Source organism: Streptomyces sp. NPDC019396 (assembly GCF_040632375.1).
GTDB lineage: Bacteria > Actinomycetota > Actinomycetes > Streptomycetales > Streptomycetaceae > Streptomyces.
In genome coordinates this window covers 305,613-324,826 of sequence record NZ_JBEYBS010000001.1, presented here as the reverse complement: position 1 = coordinate 324,826, position 19,214 = coordinate 305,613, and the positions used below count along the sequence as shown (strand labels likewise).

Here is a 19,214-nt window from a genome sequence, read left to right as displayed (position 1 = left end):
GGCCCCTCGAAGCCAGATCGTCCGGGCAGGACCCAGGAGTGCACCTACGCCCCCCGGGCCGTGTGTGAGCACTACCGCCTGGCTCGCGACTCCCCAGAACTCCGCCTGGGAGGTGCCCCCAGCACGCACACTCGCCGCGTTGTCGAGAGCGTCCCGGTACACCCGGGACGAGGACCGTCCCCCGACCTTCGGTGGGAGCCCCCACCGCCTCGCGATGGCACGCACCAGACGCCGCGAGCCCCGCCCTCCGGGCGGACGGCGCCAGTTCTCACACCCGGCCTAGCCGCGCTGACGTGCGAGGCGGCGGAGGCGGTCCGTGACCGGGGCCAGGACACGGTCACGGGCGGCTGCCCACCGGTCCGCGGCCGCGGACCACTGGCCGGACAACGCCCACATGACCCGCGCGGACGAGCGCGGCAGCAGCAGGGCGCGAAGGCGCCCGACCCGGCTCGACCGGGCGGACAGCCCCGAGCGGACTCGCCGCACATCCTCCACCAGTCCGGTCGCCGGACCCGGGACCGGCGCATACAGCACCTGCTCCACTGCCCTGGCCACCCGGTGAACGGCGTCGGTGGCGCCGTCGGCACCGCCGACCGTGTTGTCGTCGAGCTGCCCGAGCCGGACGATCCGCGCCGCCGCCCTGCGCGGCGTCTGTGAATCGTCCGGTGGGATGCCGTGGTCCCAGGCCGAGTCGCAGATCTCCCGCCAGGCGGCCAGCACACGCGCGGAGGCATCCACGCTGTCGCCGGGCCCGTCCTGCGTGGCCGTCGATCTCGCGTCCGGCTCCACGAGTGGCTCATCCGAAGACCCCGGAGCCCGTCCACCGGCCTTTCCTCCCGTGCGGACATGCCGGTCCGAGCCGAGCCGGCGCGCCCGCACCCGCATCCGCCACAGCATCGGCAGCAGCGGCACGAGCACGATCGCGACACCGGCGAGGCCCCACCCCAGGACCGCCTGGAGCGACGGACCCTGGTCCGCGGCCCCCGCTGTGTCCTGGGGCGCCGCGGCCCCGCAGTCCCCGAGCCGCAGGTCCCCGGCCGCGCAGCTCGACGAGCTGGACGGGGCGGTCGACGCCGCCGCCGAGCTGCTCGCCTCGGGCTGTGCCGGAGCGCTGGGCGTGTCGGACGGCGCCTGCGCCCTGGTGTAGTCAGGCGCGCTGCCCCGCGTAGGGGTGGGCTCGAACCGGGTCCAACCGGCGCCCTCGAAGTACAGCTCAGGCCAGGCATGGGCATCGCGGTTGGTGACCGACACGGCCCCGTCCGCCACCGGCGAACCAGGAGTGAAGCCCACCGCGACCCGTGCCGGGATGCCCAGCGTCCGTGCCATCGCGGCCATCGAGAACGAGAAGTGGACGCAGAAGCCCTCCTTGCTCTTCAGGAACCGCGAGATGCCCTCCGCGCCTCCGCCCGACTGCACCCGGGTCGAATAGGTGAAGCCGCCCTTCGACGCGAACCAGTCCTGGAGCTTCACCGCCCGCTCGTAGTCGCTCGTGGCGCCCTTGGTCACCTGCACCGCGGTCTCCCGCACATCGGCGGGGAGCTGCGCCGGCACCTGGGTGTATTCCTTCAGCAGCTCCGCGGGAGCCCTGGGAGCTTCGGCGAGCTGTTCACGGGTCGGCTTCACCTGGAGACTGGTGACGTTGTACTGAAGTCCGCTCGTGGTCTGACCGTGGTCGCCGATGATCGTCCGGCGCGCTGGGTCGAACCGCCACTTCCCGCCGACCTCCACCTTCGTCGCGGGATACGGCATCGGCAGCCAGCCCTGCTGGTAGGAACCGGCGACGGAGATGCTGGTACGGACCTCCGTCGTGGCCACGGAGTCGCTGAGCCCCTCGGGCCGGGGCAGCTCGCCGGGGATGTCGGTCACCGAACGCTGGGAGAACTTCCAGGAGTCCCCGTCGAACTGGTTCAGCGCGAGCAGCCGCAGATACATCCCGTTGGTGTCGTCCGCGTTGGTCTTGTACTTCAGCCACTCGCTCAGCCCGGGCTGGTTGAGCGTGTCCTGAAGAGTCACCACCGGGTTGACCGCGTTGATCGTGCCGCCGCGCCCACCGCCCGCACCGGGCCCGTTGCCCGCTCCTCCCAGCAGTCCGCCGTTCAGGGAGGGAAGCACGACCGGGACGGCCAGCGCGACCGCGAGTGCGAGCGCACCGATCCTGCGGCCGGTGCGCACCGGCGCCTGCGGCCCGCCGCCGCCCAGCTCGAAGCCTCCCGTCCCGGCGCCCGATGCTCCCGGCGCACCGCCGAAGACCCGGCCCCACTGCGACAGACGGTCCCTGCCCTCCGCGAGCAGCAGCAGCAGATAGCCCACCGCCGCCAGGAGGAACCACAGCCAGCTCGCATCACCACCGGACAGCGCAGCGGCCACCGAGTACAGCGCCAGCAGCGGCAGACCGGCCGGGGCCGCACTGCGGAAGGTGACCGCGAGCGCGTCCACCAGGAGACCGATCAGCAGCACCCCGCCGACCAGCATCAGCCTGATCCCGTCGGTGGCCGGCGCGGGCGCCGCGTAGCGTCCGACATCCTGGACGCCGGACGTCAGCAGATCGCTGAAGTGCACCCAGGCGTCCGGCCCCGGGATCAGTCCCAGCAGCGCCTGCTCCCGGGCGAAGCACAGCGTGAGCAGCAGCAGCGCCACGACCGCCTGCACGGCCACCGTCAGCGGCCGGGCCAGCGGCACCCGCCGGGTCAGTGCGCCGACCCCGCTCTGCACGGCCACCAGCAGCGCCGCCAGCACGATCCAGGTCGCCGGATCGACCAGCGGCATCAGGGCGCCCGACGCCATCACCGTGGCGGCGTAGGCGCACAGGGCCAGTCTCGTGCGACCGCTCATGAACGTCCCCCCGAAAAGCCGCTCGCACTCACGCTCGAACCACGGGACGAGTCGGCCGACGTACCACCCGGAGCAGCCGCGGAATCCGATACCGGCCGCTCTCCGGCCGCAAGACGCCACAGCTCGGGCAGCGCCGCACCGGCCGGCACGGCCACCGTGGTCCACCCCGACTCACGCAGCCCGCGCAGCCGCTCCTCGATCGCACCCGGCACCGCGCCGCCCGTCAGCCAGGTGCCGCTGTCCAGGACGAACGCCACCGCGGCGCCGCAGCGCTGCCGCATCCGGGCGGCGATCGCCGCCTGTTCCTCGTCGAGATCCCCGAAGAAGGCGACCAGCAGGCCTTCGTTACCACTCCGCAGCACGTCGTACGCCCGGGACAGACCCGCACCGTCCGAATGGTCCACGACCGCGAGGGTGTCCAGCATCAATCCCGCTGAGTCCGCGGAGTTCTGCGTGCCCCCGGCGTATCCCTCGGAGCCCGCACCGGGCACCGAACTCCCGGTGTCGGTCAGCAGCCGCACCGCGAAGCCCCGCTCCAGCATGTGCACCAGCACCGACGCCGTCGCCGAGACCGCCCACTCGAAGGCCGAGTCAGGACCCGCGCCCTGGTAGGCGAGGCCACGGGTATCCAGCAGCACCGTGCACCTGGTCCGCTGGGGCTGCTCCTCACGGCGGACCATCAGCTCGCCGTAGCGCGCCGTGGAACGCCAGTGCACCCGGCGGAGATCGTCGCCGTGCCGGTACGCGCGCGGGATGATGTCGTCGTCGCCCGCGAGAGCCAGCGACCGCTGCCGTCCGTCCCCGTGCCCGGCGGCCTCGCCCGCAAGCCGCACCGGCGGCAGGGGCTCGGTCCGCGGTATCACGGTGAGCAGGTCGGACGCGCTGAACGAGCGGGTCAGCTCGCACATCCCGAACGGATCGCTCAGCCGGAGCTGCAACGGCCCCAGCGGATAGCGCCCCCGCAGATCCGAACGGACCCGGTAGGACACCTCGCGACGCCCGCCGGGCTCCACCCGGTCCAGCACGAAACGCGGCCGCGGGCCGAGCACGTACGGCACATGGTCCTGGAGCATCAGCAGGCCGGTTGGCATCCGCGACACGTTGTCCATCCGCAGATGCACCCGTGCCTCCGACCCGGCAGGTACCCGCGGAGGGGACAGCCTGCGGGTCGCCGCGACCCGGTAGCGCGTGCGGTACAGCACGGCGGTGCAGATCAGCGGAAGCACCGCGAGTAGCAGCCCGACCCGGAGCAGATCGCTCTGTCCCAGCACATACGCGCAGACCGCAGCGGCGATACCGGCCGCGAGGAAGGACCGGCCGCGTGTGGTCAGCCCGCCGAGAGCCGCCCGCAGACCGCTCTTGTCCTCACCCTCCGGGGAAGGGCCACCGATGGCCGCAGGGCTCCCCGACACCATCACAGCCGCCGGGCCCCGGGCTGCTGGTGGCCGTAGAGCCCGCCGGACGGGGAAGGCCGCGTCACGCCGCCGTAGCCGCTGTCGTTGCCCGAGGTGGGCACCGGAATCCGGGCCAGGATCTCCAGGACGACCTGCTCGGCCGTACGGCGGTTGAGCTGCGCCTGGGCGGTCGCCAGCAGCCGGTGCGCCAGCACCGGCACGGCGAGCGACTGCACGTCGTCCGGCAGTACGTAGTCCCGGCCGGACAGCGCCGCGGAAGCCTTCGCGGCCCGCAGCAGATGCAGGGTGGCACGCGGCGACGCACCGAGTCTGAGGTCGGGGTGGTTGCGGGTCGCGGCGACCAGCTCCACCGCGTAGCGCCGCACCGACTCGGCGACATGGACCGTGCGCACCGCGTCGATCAGTTTCACGATGTCGTGGGCGTGGGCCACCGGCTGGAGGTCGTCGAGCGGTGACACCCCGCCGTGCACGTCCAGCATCTGAAGCTCGGCCTCGGGGGTCGGATACCCCATCGACACCCGCGCCATGAAGCGGTCCCGCTGCGCCTCGGGCAGCGGATAGGTGCCCTCCATCTCCACCGGGTTCTGCGTGGCCACCACCATGAACGGGCTGGGCAGTTCATACGTCTGCCCGTCGATGGTGACCTGCCGCTCCTCCATGGACTCCAGCAGCGCCGACTGGGTCTTCGGCGACGCGCGGTTGATCTCGTCGCCGATCACGATCTGCGCGAAGATCGCCCCGGGCTTGAACTCGAAGTCACGCCGCTGCTGGTCGTAGATCGACACACCCGTGATGTCCGACGGCAGCAGGTCCGGCGTGAACTGGATACGCCGCACCGAACAGTCGATGGACCGCGCCAGCGTTTTCGCCAGCATGGTCTTGCCCACGCCCGGCACATCCTCGATGAGCAGATGCCCCTCGGCGAGCAGCACGGTCAGCGAAAGCCGTACGACCTCGGGCTTGCCCTCGATCACACCCTCGACCGACCTGCTGACACGCTCCGCCGTTGCGGTCAGATCTGTGAGGCTCGCTCGATCGTCATAGGTCGTCACCCGGCCCTCCTCGGCCCTTTCCATGGGCCGATGCGCTGCGAACGGCACGGCCCACCCCGAAATACGGACACCACACCCGGCAGCCGCCGCCGTGGTGTCACTCCCGCATTCTTGTTGCCGCTGCCGCTTCGTGTCACTCGCCTGTGGATAACTGGGACGCACGCCGTACTCGCCGCGTATGACGTACTACGGTCCGCGCCGCCGGTTCATTCAGCCGGGTCGATCTCCCTCAGCAGCCCGCTCGTGACGTCGAAGACGAAACCCCGCACATTGTCCTTGTGCAGGAGGAACGGCGATGTGCGCACCCGCTGCATGGACTGCCGTACATCCTGGTCGACGTCGCGGAAAGCCTCCACCGCCCAGGACGGCCGCTGCCCGACCTCGTCCTCCAGCTCGTGCCGGAAGTCCTCGGTCAGCTTCTCCAGGCCGCAGTTGGTGTGGTGGATGAGTATCACGCTGCGGGTGCCGAGGGCACGCTGGCTGATGGTGAGTGAGCGGATCACATCGTCCGTGACCACGCCGCCGGCGTTGCGGATGGTGTGGCAGTCGCCGAGGTTCAGGCCGAGGGCCTTGTGCAGGTCGAGGCGTGCGTCCATGCACGCCACCACCGCCACGCCCAGCACGGGGCGTGCGTCCATACCCGGGTCGCTGAACCCCGAGGCATATCGCTCGTTCGCCGCGACGAGCCGGTCGGTGACGGTGCCGCTCTCGACAGCGGCTTCGGCGGGTGGGTGCGCAGAGGTCGACATGGCTATGACGGTACTGGCCGCAGCCTGTCCGGGCCCGCCATGAGAGCTGGACGAAGAGCGACAAAGAGCGTCAATGAACCGTGCTGTGAGGTAACCCACAGGTGGGAGCCCGCCGAGCCCGTACGAGTGAAGCGTTCCGATCATGGACGGCCCGTCCGGCCGGCCGTGCGACGCGCCAGCCGGTTGATTGACCGGCCCGTCCAGTGGACTAAAGTGACGCGGAGTGTCCAGCCCGCGGCCACGGCCACGGACGTGGACGCGTCCTGTACATTTCCATGATTTTCCCGCGTGTGCGGCGTGGCACCGGCAACGGCATACGTACCCCCCGGGGCCCCGGTATCCGAACACGTCGGACCTGAGAGGGCGCATTGAGCGAGCGACACGTCCCGGTGATGCTCCAGCGGTGCCTGGACCTGCTGGCACCCGCCCTGGAGCCGGCACCTTCCGGGGACGGGGCACAAGCCCCCGTCGTCGTGGACTGCACCCTCGGGCTCGGCGGCCACAGCGAAGCGCTGCTCACCCGTTTCCCCGAAGCCCGCCTGGTCGCGCTCGACCGTGACAAGGAGGCGCTGCGGCTGTCCGGCGAGCGGCTCGCCCCCTTCGGGGAGCGCGCCACCCTGGTGCACGCCGTCTACGACGAGCTGCCCGACGTGCTCGACCGGCTCGGTACTCCCCGGGTCCAGGGCGTCCTCTTCGACCTGGGTGTCTCCTCCATGCAGCTCGACGAGGCCGACCGCGGTTTCGCCTACGCCCAGGACGCCCCGCTCGACATGCGTATGGACCAGACGACCGGCGTCAGCGCGGCGGAGGTGCTGAACACCTATCCGCCCGGTGAGCTGGTACGGATCCTGCGCACCTACGGCGAGGAGAAGCAGGCCAAGCGGATCGTGGCGGCCGTCGTCCGCGAGCGCGAGAAGGAACCGTTCAGCCACAGCGCCAGGCTTGTCGAGCTGATCCGCGACGCCCTGCCGCAGGCCGCCAAGCGCACCGGTGGCAACCCCGCGAAGCGCACCTTCCAGGCGCTGCGGATCGAGGTCAACGGCGAGCTGTCGGTCCTGGAGCGGGCGATCCCCGCCGCGGTGCGGGCCCTCGCGGTCGGTGGCCGGATCGCGGTGCTCTCCTACCACTCGCTGGAGGACCGGCTGGTCAAGCAGGTCTTCGCGGCGGGCGCGGCCAGCACGGCCCCGCCCGGGCTGCCCGTGGTGCCCGAGCGCTACCAGCCCCGGCTGAAGCTGCTGACCCGTGGTGCCGAACTCCCCACCGAGGAGGAGGTCGCCGAGAACCGCCGCGCGGCTCCCGCCCGGCTGCGGGGCGCGGAGCGGATCCGCGAGGACGCGCAGTGACAGCCGCCGAGGCGCCGGCTGCGACGGAAGTCCCGGCGACGAGCCGCCCGGTGCCGGCGGCCGGGTGAGGGAGGGCACGTGGTGAAGAAGGCCGCCGGTCAGCTCAGGGGACGGGCCGCCCGGCTGGCCGGGCTGATGCCGTCCGGCCCCCGCACCGCCGCCCGTACGCCCTTCGTCCTGCTTGTGGTCGTCCTTCTGGGCGGTGGCCTCATCAGCCTGCTGCTGCTCAACTCCTCCCTCAACGAGGGGTCGTTCGAGCTGAGCGAACTGAGGAGGAAGACCACTGAGTCCACGGACGAGGAGCAGGCCCTCCAGCGGGACGTGGACAGCCGCTCGGCCCCGGACGCGCTCCAGCGGCGGGCCCGCGAGCTCGGCATGGTGCCCGGTGGCAACCCCGCGTTCCTGGAACCGGACGGCAAGGTCAGGGGGGTGCCGAGGAAGGCCACGGCCGAGCCGTACGTGGCCCCGGAGTCCCCCGCCGCCTCGCCCGGTGCGGCACCCGGCGCCGCGTCCCCCGGTGCCTCCGCAGCACCCCCTGCCCCGTCCGCGGCCGTATCTGCCGCGCCCGGTTCTTCCCCCGCGTCCGCGAACCCCGCACCATCCGCGAGCCCTGCCGCGCCCGCCGGCCGCGCGGAGCCCGCGAATCCGGCACTGCCCGCGACCCCTGTGCGGCCGGTGGCCCCCGCGAGGTCCGCAGCCCCCGAGACACCGCAGCAGCCGTCCACGAACTCCGGCAGGTGACGCCGTGCCCCCCAAGGAAACTCCGCGCCGCCGCGTCCCCGGCCCCGCCCGCCCATCCGGCGGCGCCCAGCGTCCCCGCCCCCGGCCCGCGAACCGTCCCCGCCCTGCCGCGCGCCGGCCCGCAGCCCCGCCCCAGCGGATCCGGCTCGGCAGCCCTCGTCCCCGGCTGCGGCTCGTCAGTCTGGCCCTCAGCCTCACCATGCTCGTGTTCGTCGTACGCCTCCTCCAGGTGCAGGCGGTCGACGCGGGCACATACGCGGCCATGGCCGACAAGAACCGCTATATGAGCCACAAGATCACCGCCGAACGGGGAGAGATCACTGACCGGTCCGGAATCGCCCTCGCGACCAGCGTCGACGCGTACGACATCACCGCCGACCCGAAGATGTTCACCCCCGAGGAGAGCAAGGCCCCGGACGCACCCGAGCAGGCGGCGGCGCTGCTCGCCCCGATCCTCGGCAAGGAGGCCGCCGAGCTCGCGAACCGGCTCAAGACCCCCAAGTCGCGCTACACCGTCCTCGCCCGGCGCCAGACGCCCCAGGTGTGGAAGCAGATCAGCGACCTCAAGGGCGTCTTCGCCGAGAAGGCCAGGGCCGACCAGGCCAAGGGCGGCCCAGGGGCCAATGTGCTGGCCGGGGTGTTCCGTGAGGCCAGCAGCAAGCGCGTCTACCCGAACGGCGATCTCGGGGCGGGGATACTGGGTTACGTCAACGCCGAAGGCCGTGGCGGGGGCGGCCTGGAGTCCATGCTCGACGCCGAACTCGCGGGCAAGGACGGGGAGATCAGCTACGCCCAGTCCGGTGGCCGGCGGGTGCCCACCGCGGGAGCGCGCGAGGTGCCCGCCGTCCCCGGCTCCGACATCGAGCTCACCATCGACCGCGACATCCAGTGGGCCGCCCAGCAGGCGATCGCCGCCCAGGTGAGGAAGTCCAAGGCCGACCGCGGCTATGTCGTGGTCCAGAACACCCGCACCGGCGAGATCCTCGCCATGGCCAACGCCCCCGGATTCGACCCGAACGACATCTCCCAGGCGAATGCGGCTGCCATGGGCAACGCCGCACTCCAGGATGTGTACGAGCCGGGCTCCACCAGCAAGGTCATGTCCATGGCAGCGGTCCTGGAGGAGCAGGCCGCGACCCCCGCCACCCATGTCACCGTCCCGAACCGGCTGCACCGCGGAGACCGGCTCTTCCACGACGACATCGACCACCCCACCTGGCATCTCACCCTCAACGGGGTGCTCGCCAAGTCCAGCAACATCGGCACGATCCTGGCGGCCGGTCAGCTAGGCAGGACCCAGGCGGAGGCCAACCGGGTGCTCCACTCGTATCTGCGTAAGTTCGGCATCGGCAGCCCGACCGGACTCCACTACCCCGGCGAGTCGCCCGGCATCCTCGCCAAGCCGCAGAAGTGGTCCACCTCGCAGCAGTACACGATCCCCTTCGGCCAGGGCCTGTCCGTCAACGCCGTCCAGGCCGCGTCGGTGTACTCCACCATCGCCAACGGCGGCGTACGCATCGACCCCACGCTGATCCGGGGCACCACCGGGCCCGACGGAAGGTTCACCGCCGCCCCCGAGCCCGGCAAGTCCCGGGTGGTCAGCGAGAAGACCGCCCGCACGCTGGCCACCATGCTCGAATCGGTCGTCGGCAGCGAGGAGGGCACCGGCACCAGAGCCAAGATCCCCGGCTACCGCGTCGCCGGAAAGACCGGTACGGCCAACCGGGTCGATCCGGAAACGGGTCGCTACAAGGGCTACACCGCCTCCTTCGCGGGTTTCGCACCCGCCGACGCCCCCCAGATCACGGTCTACTGCGCCATCCAGAACCCGACCAAGGGCAGCTACTTCGGCGGCCAGATCTGCGGACCCATCTACAAGAAGGTCATGGAATTCGCCCTCAGGACTCTTCAGGTCGCACCCACCGGCAAACCGCCCGCGCGGCTTCCGGTGACGTTCGAACCGGGCACATGACCGGGGAGGCACCTTCCGTGACAAGGATCACGCCCGACCCCCCCTCATTTAGCACCGGTCCCGGTACGCCCGGTACGCTCACCGCCGTGCCACATGCTGATCAGTACCGAACCGCCCCACCCCGTCCGGCCGAGGTCCGTCCGATCGACCTCAGTGAGCTGGCCGACCGGCTGGGGGTCGAGCGCCCTGGCTCCGGCGCGGTCACCGGCATCACCCATGACTCCCGGGCGGTACGCCCCGGAGATCTTTACGCGGCGCTCCCCGGAGCCCGCCTGCACGGCGCCGACTACGTCGCCCAGGCGAAGGAGCTCGGCGCCGCTGCCGTACTCACCGACCCCACCGGCGCGGAGCGCGCCGCCGCGACCGGGCTGCCGGTGCTGGTCACCGAGAACCCGCGCGGCCGCATGGGCGCCCTCGCCGCGGCGATCTACGGGCAGCCCGGTGAGGGCCTGCTCCAGATCGGCATCACGGGCACCTCGGGGAAGACCACCACCGCCTATCTGGTGGAGGGCGGGCTGCGCGGCGCGGGCCGCCGCACCGGACTCATCGGCACGGTCGAGATGCGCATCGACGACGAGCGCATCAAGGCGGAGCGCACCACCCCCGAAGCCACCGACCTCCAGGCGCTGTTCGCGGTGATGCGCGAACGCGGCATCGAGTCGGTCGCCATGGAGGTGTCCAGCCACGCACTCGTGCTCGGCCGGGTCGACGGCTGTGTCTTCGACATCGCCGTCTTCAACAACCTGAGCCCTGAGCACATGGAGTTCCACTCCGGCATGGAGGACTACTTCCAGGCCAAGGCGCAGCTCTTCACTCCCGCCCGGGCCCGGCGTGGCGTCGTCAACCTGGACGACGAGTACGGCAGGCGGCTGGCTGCCGAGTCTCCGATCCCGGTCGTCACCTTCTCCGCCGAGGGCCACCCCGACGCCGACTGGCGGGCCGAGGGGGTCGAACTGGGCTCGCTCGGATCGGTGTTCACGGCCGTCGGCCCGCGTGGCGAGCGGGTGAGCGCCCGGGCGCCGCTGCCGGGGTCCTTCAACGTGGCCAACACGCTTGCCGCGATCACCACCCTCGCCGTGGCCGGAATCGACCCGCAGACCGCGGCCGACGGAGTGGCCGCGGTCCCCGGGGTGCCCGGCAGGCTGGAACGCGTCGACGCCGGACAGCCCTATCTCGCCGTCGTCGACTACGCGCACAAGACGGACGCCGTGGAGTCGGTGCTGCGCGCCCTGCGCAAGGTCACCAAGGGCCGGCTGCACATCGTGCTCGGCTGTGGCGGCGACCGGGACACGACCAAGCGGGAACCGATGGGGGCCGCGGCGGCACGCCACGCCGACACAGCCATCCTGACCTCAGACAACCCCCGCTCCGAGGACCCGCTCGCGATCCTCGCCACGATGCTGGCCGGCGCCGCCGAGGTGCCCGCGCATGAGCGCGGTGAGGTCCAGGTGTTCGAGGACCGCGCCGCCGCGATCGCGGCGGCGGTCGCACGGGCCGAAGCGGGCGACACCGTGCTGATCGCGGGCAAGGGCCATGAACAGGGCCAGGACATCGCCGGGGTGGTCCGGCCCTTCGACGACCGGCAGGTGCTCCGCGAAGCGATCGAAGCCCGTTCGGGGCACCGTACCGGCGCGCAGGAGACAGCAGGCGCAGCGGATACAGCAGACGCAGCGGACACAGCGGGTACGGCAGACGCAGCCCGTTTCCAGAACAGTCAGGGATGAAGCAGTGATCGCCCTCTCCCTCGCCGAGATCGCCCACATCGTCGGCGGACAGACCCACGACATACCGGATCCGGCCATCCAGGTCACCGGATCCGTTGTCATCGACTCCCGTCAGGTCGAGGCCGGCAGTCTCTTCGCCGCCTTCACCGGTGAGCGTGTCGACGGCCATGACTACGCGGAGCGCGCGGTCGCGGCGGGTGCCGTCGCGGTGCTCGCGGTCCGCCCCGTCGGCGTGCCCGCCATCGTCGTGGACGATGTGCAGACCGCTCTGGGTGCGCTGGCCCGGGCCGTGGTCGAGCGGCTCGGCACGGAGGTCGTCGCCCTCACCGGCTCCGCCGGGAAGACCTCCACCAAGGACCTCATCGCCCAGCTGCTGGAGCGTCACGCCCCGACGGTGTGGACACCCGGCTCCCTCAACAACGAGATCGGCCTGCCGCTGACCGCGCTGCGCGCAACGGCGCAAACCCGCCATCTCGTACTGGAGATGGGTGCCCGGGGCATCGGCCACATCCGCTACCTCACCGGCCTCACCCCGCCGCGTATCGGTGTGGTGCTCAACGTCGGCAGCGCCCACATCGGCGAGTTCGGCGGCCGTGAGCAGATCGCCCAGGCCAAGGGCGAGCTCGTGGAGTGCCTCCCGCCCGCGGAGCAGGGCGGAATCGCCGTCCTCAACGCCGACGACCCCCTGGTGCGTGCGATGGCCTCCCGTACGAAGGCACGCGTCGTGCTCTTCGGCGAGGCGGGCGAAGCGGACGTACGGGCGGAGAACGTCCGGTTGACGCCGAGTGGACAGCCCGCATTCCGGCTGCGTACCCCCTCCGGGTGCGGTGAAGTGACCCTGCGGCTGTACGGTGAGCACCACGTGTCGAACGCGCTCGCCGCGGCCACCGTCGCCCATGAGCTGGGCATGCCCGTCGACGAGATCGCCACCGCGCTCTCCGAGGCCGGCACCCTCTCCCGCTGGCGTATGGAGGTCACCGAGCGTCCGGACGGCGTGACGATCGTCAACGACGCCTACAACGCGAACCCCGAGTCCATGAGGGCCGCCCTGCGCGCCCTCGTGGCCATGGGAGCGGCTGCACGGGCCGCCGGGGGACGTACCTGGGCGGTGCTCGGCCCGATGGCCGAGCTCGGGGACGAGGCGCTCGCCGAGCACGACGCGGTCGGACGGCTCGCCGTCCGGCTCAACGTCAGCAAGCTCGTGGCAGTCGGGGGCAGGGAAGCGTCCTGGTTGCAACTGGGCGCCTATAACGAGGGTTCGTGGGGTGAGGAGTCGGTGCACGTGTCCGACGCGCAGGCGGCTGTTGATCTGTTGCGCAGAGAACTGCGTCCGGGAGACGTCGTGCTGGTGAAGGCTTCGAGGTCGGCCGGGCTTGAGCGGATCGCCCTGGCGCTGCTCGAGAACGCGAACTCGGCGGGCTCTTCCGAGGGGCGGGTAGCCGGTCGATGAGGCAGATCCTCTTCTCGGGAGCCATCGGGCTCTTCCTGACGCTCATCGGCACCCCGCTGCTGATCAAGCTGCTGGCCCGCAAGGGTTACGGCCAGTTCATCCGTGACGACGGGCCGCGCAGCCACGGCAGCAAGAAGGGCACGCCCACGATGGGCGGCATCGCCTTCATCCTGGCCACGCTCATCGCCTACGCCCTCGCCAAGGTGATCACCGGTGAGAAGCCGTCGTTCTCGGGCGTGCTGGTGCTGTTCCTGATGGCGGGCATGGGCCTGGTCGGCTTCCTGGACGACTACATCAAGATCGTCAAGCAGCGGTCGCTGGGCCTGCGGGCCAAGGCGAAGATGGCCGGACAGCTGATCGTCGGCATCGCCTTCGCTGTCCTGGCGCTCCAGTTCGCCGACATCCGCGGCCAGACCCCCGCCTCCACGAAGCTCTCGTTCGTCACCGACTTCGGCTGGTCCATCGGGCCGGTGCTGTTCGTGGTCTGGGCGCTGTTCATGATCCTCGCGATGTCGAACGGCGTGAACCTCACGGACGGCCTGGACGGTCTGGCCACCGGTGCCTCCGTGATGGTCTTCGGCGCCTACACCTTCATCGGGCTCTGGCAGTTCCAGGAGTCCTGCGCCAACGCCGTCACCCTGACCAACCCCAACGCCTGCTTCGAGGTACGCGACCCGCTCGACCTCGCCGTGGTCGCCTCCGCGCTGATGGGCGCCTGCTTCGGCTTCCTGTGGTGGAACACCTCGCCGGCCAAGATCTTCATGGGTGACACGGGCTCGCTCGCCCTCGGCGGTGCGCTGGCGGGCCTCGCGATCTGCTCCCGCACCGAGCTGCTGCTGGCCCTGCTCGGCGGTCTGTTCGTGCTGATCACCATGTCGGTGGTCATCCAGGTCGGCTCCTTCCGGCTCACCGGCAAGCGGGTCTTCCGGATGGCTCCGCTCCAGCACCACTTCGAGCTCAAGGGCTGGTCGGAAGTGCTTGTGGTGGTCCGATTCTGGATCATTCAGGGCATGTGCGTCATCGTGGGTCTGGGTATCTTCTACGCGGGCTGGGCGGCCGACAAGTGAGCACGCAGGACTGGCGGGGCAAGCACGTCACCGTCGCCGGGCTGGGCGTGAGCGGCATTCCGGCCGCGCGCGTCCTGCACGGCCTGGGCGCGGTCGTCACGGTCGTCAACGACGGCGACGACGAGCGCGCGCGTGCGCAGGCCGCGGAGCTGGAGGCGGCGGGGATCACCGTCCGTCTCGGTGACGGGGCGACCCTGCCGGCGGGCACCGAGCTGGTCGTCACAGCGCCCGGCTGGAAGCCCGACAAGCCCCTGTTCGCAGCGGCCGCCGAGGCGGGCGTGGAGGTCTGGGGCGATGTGGAACTGGCCTGGCGGCTGCGCGGCCCCGACTCACCCCCCTGGCTCGCGGTCACCGGCACCAACGGCAAGACCACGACCGTACGGATGCTCGCCTCGATCCTGGAGGCCGCAGGGCTGAAGACGGCGGCCGTGGGCAACATCGGGGTCTCGCTGCTGGACGCCGTGCGAGGCGACGAAAAGTACGACGTGCTCGCCGTCGAGCTCTCCAGCTACCAGCTCCACTGGGCGCCCTCGCTGCGCGCCCACTCGGCCGCCGTGCTCAACCTCGCACCCGACCACCTCGACTGGCACGGCTCGATGGAGGCGTACGCTGCCGACAAGGGCCGGATCTACGAGGGCAACACGGTCGCCTGCGTCTACAACGCCGCCGACCCCGCCACCGAGGACCTGGTGCGCGAGGCCGATGTGGTCGAGGGCTGCCGTGCGATCGGCTTCACCCTCGGCGCCCCCGGGCCCTCCCAGCTCGGTGTGGTGGACGGCATCCTCGTGGACCGCGCCTTCGTGGAGAACCGGCAGAAGCAGGCCCAGGAGCTGGCCGAGGTCTCCGACATCAACCCGCCGGCCCCGCACAACATCGCCAACGCGCTGGCCGCCGCGGCCCTCGCCAGGGCCTACGGGGTCGCTCCCGCGGCCGTACGGGACGGGCTGCGCGCCTTCCGCCCCGACGCGCACCGCATCGAGCATGTCGCACATGTCGCGGGGGTCGCCTACGTCGACGACTCGAAGGCCACCAACACCCATGCCGCGGAAGCCTCTTTGGCGGCATATGAACCGATCGTATGGATCGCGGGCGGGCTGGCGAAGGGCGCGACCTTCGACGAGCTGGTCCGCGCGTCCGCACAGCGGCTGCGGGGCGTCGTACTGATGGGTGCGGACCGTGCGCTGATCGCCGAAGCGCTCGCGCGACACGCCCCCGAGGTCCCGGTGGTCGACATCGAGCGGACAGACACTGGGGCGATGCCGGCGGCGGTCCGTGCGGCGGCGGGGCTCGCACAGCCGGGGGACACGGTGCTGCTGGCCCCCGCCTGTGCCTCGATGGACATGTTCACCAACTACAACAAGCGGGGCGAGGCCTTCGCGGAAGCCGTCCGCGCACTCGCCTGACCGGCCAGGTCCCCGTCGCCACCGCCCACGACCGGAGGCCAACCGAGCTCTTGAGGGGACACCGCCCATGCCGCAGCACGACCCCACTGCCGCGCTCCCCGGAGTACTGCCGCGCAGCAGCACCGCGGGCACCCCGGCGCGGCGGCGTTCCTCCGTACGCGGCGGGACGGGCCGCGGCAGCGGTCCGGGCGCACCGGGGGGAGGGGGGCCCCGGCGCATCATCGAGCAGGCGCGAAGGGCCTGGGACCGGCCGCTCACCGCCTACTACGTGATCCTCGGCGCGGGGCTGCTGATCACCGGGCTGGGCCTGGTGATGGTCTATTCCGCGTCGATGATCACGGCGCTGACGTACTCGCTTGCCCCCTCGTACTTCTTCCGCAAGCAGTTCCTTGCCGCGGCCATCGGCACCGTGCTGCTCCTGGCCGCCTCCCGGATGCCGTCCCGTCTCCACCGGGCGCTCGCCTACCCTCTGCTCCTCGTCAGCGTCTTCCTGATGGTGCTGGTGCAGATCCCGGGGATAGGGCATTCCGTCAACGGCAACCAGAACTGGATCTACCTCGGCGGTCCCTTCCAGCTCCAGCCCAGTGAGTTCGGCAAGCTCGCCCTGATCCTCTGGGGCGCCGACCTGCTCGCCCGCAAGCAGGACAAACGGCTGCTCACCCAGTGGAAGCACCTGCTCGTTCCGCTGGTGCCGGTCGCCTTCCTCCTGCTCGGGCTGATCATGCTCGGCGGGGACATGGGCACCTCGATCATCCTGGCCGCGATCCTCTTCGGGCTGCTCTGGCTGGCCGGAGCCCCCACCAGGCTGTTCACCGGAGTACTCGCCGTCGCCGTGGTCATCGGTGCCGTACTGATCAAGACCAGCCCCAACCGGATGGGCAGGTTCCAGTGTGTGGGCGCCACCGACCCGGGGCCGGGGGACATCTGCTGGCAGGCCGTGCACGGGATCTACGCGCTCGCGTCCGGCGGATGGTTCGGTTCCGGCATCGGTGCGAGTGTGGAAAAATGGGGCCAACTACCCGAAGCGCACACCGACTTCATCTTCGCCATCACCGGGGAGGAACTGGGGCTGGCGGGGACGCTGTCGGTGCTCACTCTCTTCGCGGCTCTAGGCTATGCGGGTATCCGCGTGGCCGGACGCACGGAGGACCCCTTCGTGAGGTACGCCGCGGGAGGCGTGACCACCTGGATCACGGCGCAAGCCGTGATCAACATCGGTGCGGTGCTCGGGCTGCTGCCGATCGCCGGAGTCCCCCTCCCGCTGTTCTCCTACGGAGGCTCCGCCTTGCTGCCGACCATGTTCGCCGTGGGGCTGCTGATCGCGTTCGCGCGTGAGGATCCCGCGGCGAAGGCGGCCCTGGCCGCACGCGGGACCGGGGTGAGATGGAAGACGATGAGACGGCGCATGACGAAGCGTCCGTCCGGAGAGCGGTGAATTTCGGTGCATGTCGTACTCGCCGGCGGGGGGACCGCCGGCCACATCGAGCCCGCGCTCGCCCTCGCGGACGCCCTGCGCAGGCAGGATCCGGCCGTGGGCATCACAGCACTCGGCACGGAGCGGGGCCTGGAGACCAGGCTTGTTCCCGAGCGGGGCTATGAGCTGGCCCTGATCCCCGCCGTGCCGCTGCCGCGCAAGCCGACTCCCGAACTGATCACGGTTCCCGGGCGGCTGCGCGGCACCATCAAGGCGGCGGAGCAGATCCTGGAGCGCACGAAGGCCGACTGCGTCGTCGGCTTCGGCGGCTATGTCGCGCTGCCCGGCTATCTCGCCGCCAAGCGGCTCGGTGTGCCGATCGTGGTCCACGAGGCCAATGCCCGCCCGGGCCTGGCCAACAAGATCGGCTCCCGCTACGCCGCCGCCGTCGCGGTCTCCACCCCGGACAGCAAGCTGCGCGACTCCCGCTACATCGGCATCCCGCTGCGCCGGGCGATCGCGACCCTGGACCGGGCCCGGGTGCGCCCCGAGGCCCGCGCCGCCTTCGGGCTCGACCCCAACCTGCCCACCCTGCTGGTCTCCGGTGGCTCCCAGGGAGCCCGCCGGCTCAACGAGGTGACCCAGCAGATCGCCCCGCTGCTCCAGCGCTCCGGGATCCAGATCCTGCACGCGGTCGGCCCCAAGAACGAGCTGCCGCGCGTCGACAACATGCCCGGAATGCCGCCCTACATCCCGGTACCGTATCTGGACCGAATGGATCTCGCGTATGCGGCAGCCGACATGATGCTGTGCCGCGCGGGCGCCATGACCGTCGCCGAGCTGTCCGCCGTCGGGCTGCCTGCCGCGTACGTCCCGCTGCCGATCGGCAACGGCGAACAGCGGCTCAACGCCCAGCCGGTGGTGAAGGCCGGTGGCGGACTGCTGGTCGACGACGCCGAGCTGAGCCCCCAGTGGGTCCAGGGGAACGTGCTCCCGGTGCTCGCCGATCCGCACCGGCTGTACGAGATGTCCCGCGCCGCCGCCGAGTTCGGGCGCCGGGATGCAGACGATCTGCTTGTCGGAATGGTCTACGAGGCGATTGCCGCCAGGGCGCGCCGATAGGTGCCGGCCGGGCAGCACGAGGGCAGCACGACGAAGGGCAGGGCGCGGAGATGGCCGGACCGACGACCGCCGATCGCGGCGCACGCAAGCCGAACGGCCGGCGCCCGTCGAGTGGGTCCAGCGGATCCGGGAAACCCGGTAAGCCCAGTCGCCCCGGCTCCGGCTCCGCCGGTTCCGGGCAGTCGGGCCGGAGCGGGGGAGCCCCCGGCCACAGCCCGTCCCGGGCGTTCCGCCTCCGGATGCTGCTGGCCGTCTCGGCACTCGTCGTGCTCTCCGGTGCCGGGATCTGGCTGCTGTACGGCTCTTCCTGGCTGCGCATCGCAGAAGTCCGCGTCGCCGGTACGACCGTGCTCACCCCTCGCGAGGTGGAACGGGCGGCGGCGGTCCCGGTCGGATCACCACTCGTTTCGGTTGATCTGGACGGGATCGAGGCGCGGTTGCGTCAGAAGCTGCCCCGGATCGACTCGGTCGAGGCCGTCCGTTCCTGGCCGCGCGGGGTCGAGTTGACGGTGGTGGAGCGAAAGCCGGTCCTCCTCGTGGAAGAGGCCGGGAAGTTCGTCGAGTTGGATGCGGAGGGGGTGCGGTTCGCGACCGTGAACACGCCCCCCGAGGGGCTGCCTCTGCTGGAGGTGACCGCCCTCCAGCCTTCGAGCCTGCGCCGTTTCGGCGAGCAGCGGCTGGTGCGGGAGGCGGTCCGTGTCACCTCCGGGCTTCCGCGGGGTGTCGCCCAGGCGCTTCGGTCCGTCGAAATCCGTTCGTATGACTTCATCACCATGAAGCTGACGCGTGGCAGAACAGTGATGTGGGGCAGTGGCGACGACGGCGAGGCCAAGGCCCGGGCGCTGGCGGCGCTGCTGAAAGCACAGCCCGATGCCCGGCACTTCGATGTCAGTGCCCCGACCGCCCCTGCGGCGTCCGGAAGTTGACGCG

The 19,214-nt window shown here is 71.2% G+C and carries 14 protein-coding genes; 10 read left to right on the top strand and 4 right to left on the bottom strand.

Annotation, left to right across the window (positions count from 1 at the left end; all coding sequences use genetic code 11):
* Nucleotides 1-279: 279 nt before the first annotated feature.
* From ABZ532_RS01480 to ABZ532_RS01465, 4 genes are all read right to left on the bottom strand, one after another.
* Entirely contained in the window at nt 280-2,832 is a 2,553-nt protein-coding gene (locus ABZ532_RS01480; protein ID WP_361278371.1) for a DUF3488 and transglutaminase-like domain-containing protein, read from the bottom strand.
* Complete coding sequence (locus tag ABZ532_RS01475; RefSeq protein WP_361278368.1) at nt 2,829-4,247, bottom strand: DUF58 domain-containing protein; 1,419 nt, start codon at nt 4,245-4,247, stop codon at nt 2,829-2,831. Before ABZ532_RS01475 ends, ABZ532_RS01480 begins: the two co-directional genes overlap by 4 nt.
* Entirely contained in the window at nt 4,247-5,299 is a 1,053-nt protein-coding gene (locus ABZ532_RS01470; RefSeq protein ID WP_361278366.1) for a MoxR family ATPase, read from the bottom strand. The genes ABZ532_RS01475 and ABZ532_RS01470 overlap by 1 nt, the downstream gene beginning before the upstream one ends.
* A gap of 206 nt (nt 5,300-5,505) precedes the next feature.
* On the bottom strand, nt 5,506-6,048 hold the full coding sequence (locus ABZ532_RS01465) for a carbonic anhydrase (protein WP_361278364.1): 543 nt from the start codon (nt 6,046-6,048) through the stop codon (nt 5,506-5,508).
* A gap of 368 nt (nt 6,049-6,416) precedes the next feature.
* Here ABZ532_RS01465 and rsmH point away from each other — a divergent pair, with 368 nt between their 5' ends.
* The 10 genes from rsmH to ABZ532_RS01415 all read left to right on the top strand — a co-directional run bounded on the left by rsmH (nt 6,417) and on the right by ABZ532_RS01415 (nt 19,210).
* The gene (rsmH, locus tag ABZ532_RS01460) at nt 6,417-7,391 is read left to right on the top strand and encodes a 16S rRNA (cytosine(1402)-N(4))-methyltransferase RsmH (RefSeq protein WP_361278362.1); all 975 of its coding nucleotides are present in this window, start codon (nt 6,417-6,419) and stop codon (nt 7,389-7,391) included.
* Nucleotides 7,392-7,526: 135 nt separating this feature from the next.
* Nucleotides 7,527-8,132: a hypothetical protein gene (locus tag ABZ532_RS01455; protein ID WP_361278663.1), complete on the top strand. Its 606-nt coding sequence runs from the start codon at nt 7,527-7,529 to the stop codon at nt 8,130-8,132.
* Nucleotides 8,133-8,136: 4 nt separating this feature from the next.
* The gene (locus ABZ532_RS01450; protein WP_361278360.1) at nt 8,137-10,104 is read left to right on the top strand and encodes a penicillin-binding protein 2; all 1,968 of its coding nucleotides are present in this window, start codon (nt 8,137-8,139) and stop codon (nt 10,102-10,104) included.
* An 86-nt stretch (nt 10,105-10,190) separates the two neighbouring features.
* A complete protein-coding gene (locus ABZ532_RS01445; protein ID WP_361278358.1) occupies nt 10,191-11,828 on the top strand; it encodes a UDP-N-acetylmuramoyl-L-alanyl-D-glutamate--2,6-diaminopimelate ligase in 1,638 nt (545 codons plus the stop codon).
* A gap of 4 nt (nt 11,829-11,832) precedes the next feature.
* A complete protein-coding gene (gene murF, locus ABZ532_RS01440) occupies nt 11,833-13,278 on the top strand; it encodes a UDP-N-acetylmuramoyl-tripeptide--D-alanyl-D-alanine ligase (RefSeq protein WP_361278356.1) in 1,446 nt (481 codons plus the stop codon).
* Nucleotides 13,275-14,345 carry a phospho-N-acetylmuramoyl-pentapeptide-transferase gene (gene mraY / locus ABZ532_RS01435; protein ID WP_361278354.1) on the top strand — a complete coding sequence of 357 codons (1,071 nt, stop codon included), beginning with the start codon at nt 13,275-13,277 and terminating at the stop codon, nt 14,343-14,345. The genes murF and mraY overlap by 4 nt, the downstream gene beginning before the upstream one ends.
* Entirely contained in the window at nt 14,342-15,748 is a 1,407-nt protein-coding gene (gene murD, locus ABZ532_RS01430) for a UDP-N-acetylmuramoyl-L-alanine--D-glutamate ligase (protein ID WP_361278351.1), read from the top strand. Before mraY ends, murD begins: the two co-directional genes overlap by 4 nt.
* A 67-nt stretch (nt 15,749-15,815) precedes the next feature.
* Nucleotides 15,816-17,183: a putative lipid II flippase FtsW gene (gene ftsW / locus ABZ532_RS01425; RefSeq protein WP_361278348.1), complete on the top strand. Its 1,368-nt coding sequence runs from the start codon at nt 15,816-15,818 to the stop codon at nt 17,181-17,183.
* A gap of 6 nt (nt 17,184-17,189) precedes the next feature.
* A complete protein-coding gene (gene murG, locus ABZ532_RS01420; RefSeq protein WP_361278346.1) occupies nt 17,190-18,284 on the top strand; it encodes an undecaprenyldiphospho-muramoylpentapeptide beta-N-acetylglucosaminyltransferase in 1,095 nt (364 codons plus the stop codon).
* Nucleotides 18,285-18,334: 50 nt separating this feature from the next.
* The gene (locus ABZ532_RS01415; protein WP_361278344.1) at nt 18,335-19,210 is read left to right on the top strand and encodes an FtsQ-type POTRA domain-containing protein; all 876 of its coding nucleotides are present in this window, start codon (nt 18,335-18,337) and stop codon (nt 19,208-19,210) included.
* The last annotated feature ends 4 nt before the right edge of the window (nt 19,211-19,214 follow it).

Bases quoted from the DNA above. Each gene is read 5' to 3' on its own strand.
- ABZ532_RS01480 (WP_361278371.1), bottom strand. From the start codon at position 2,832: ATGAGCGGTCGCACGAGACTGGCCCTGTGCGCCTACGCCGCCACGGTG.
- ABZ532_RS01475 (WP_361278368.1), bottom strand. From the start codon at position 4,247: ATGGTGTCGGGGAGCCCTGCGGCCATCGGTGGCCCTTCCCCGGAGGGT.
- ABZ532_RS01465 (WP_361278364.1), bottom strand. From the start codon at position 6,048: ATGTCGACCTCTGCGCACCCACCCGCCGAAGCCGCTGTCGAGAGCGGC.
- ABZ532_RS01455 (WP_361278663.1), top strand. From the start codon at position 7,527: ATGCCGTCCGGCCCCCGCACCGCCGCCCGTACGCCCTTCGTCCTGCTT.
- mraY (WP_361278354.1), top strand. From the start codon at position 13,275: ATGAGGCAGATCCTCTTCTCGGGAGCCATCGGGCTCTTCCTGACGCTC.
- ftsW (WP_361278348.1), top strand. From the start codon at position 15,816: ATGCCGCAGCACGACCCCACTGCCGCGCTCCCCGGAGTACTGCCGCGC.
- ABZ532_RS01415 (WP_361278344.1), top strand. From the start codon at position 18,335: ATGGCCGGACCGACGACCGCCGATCGCGGCGCACGCAAGCCGAACGGC.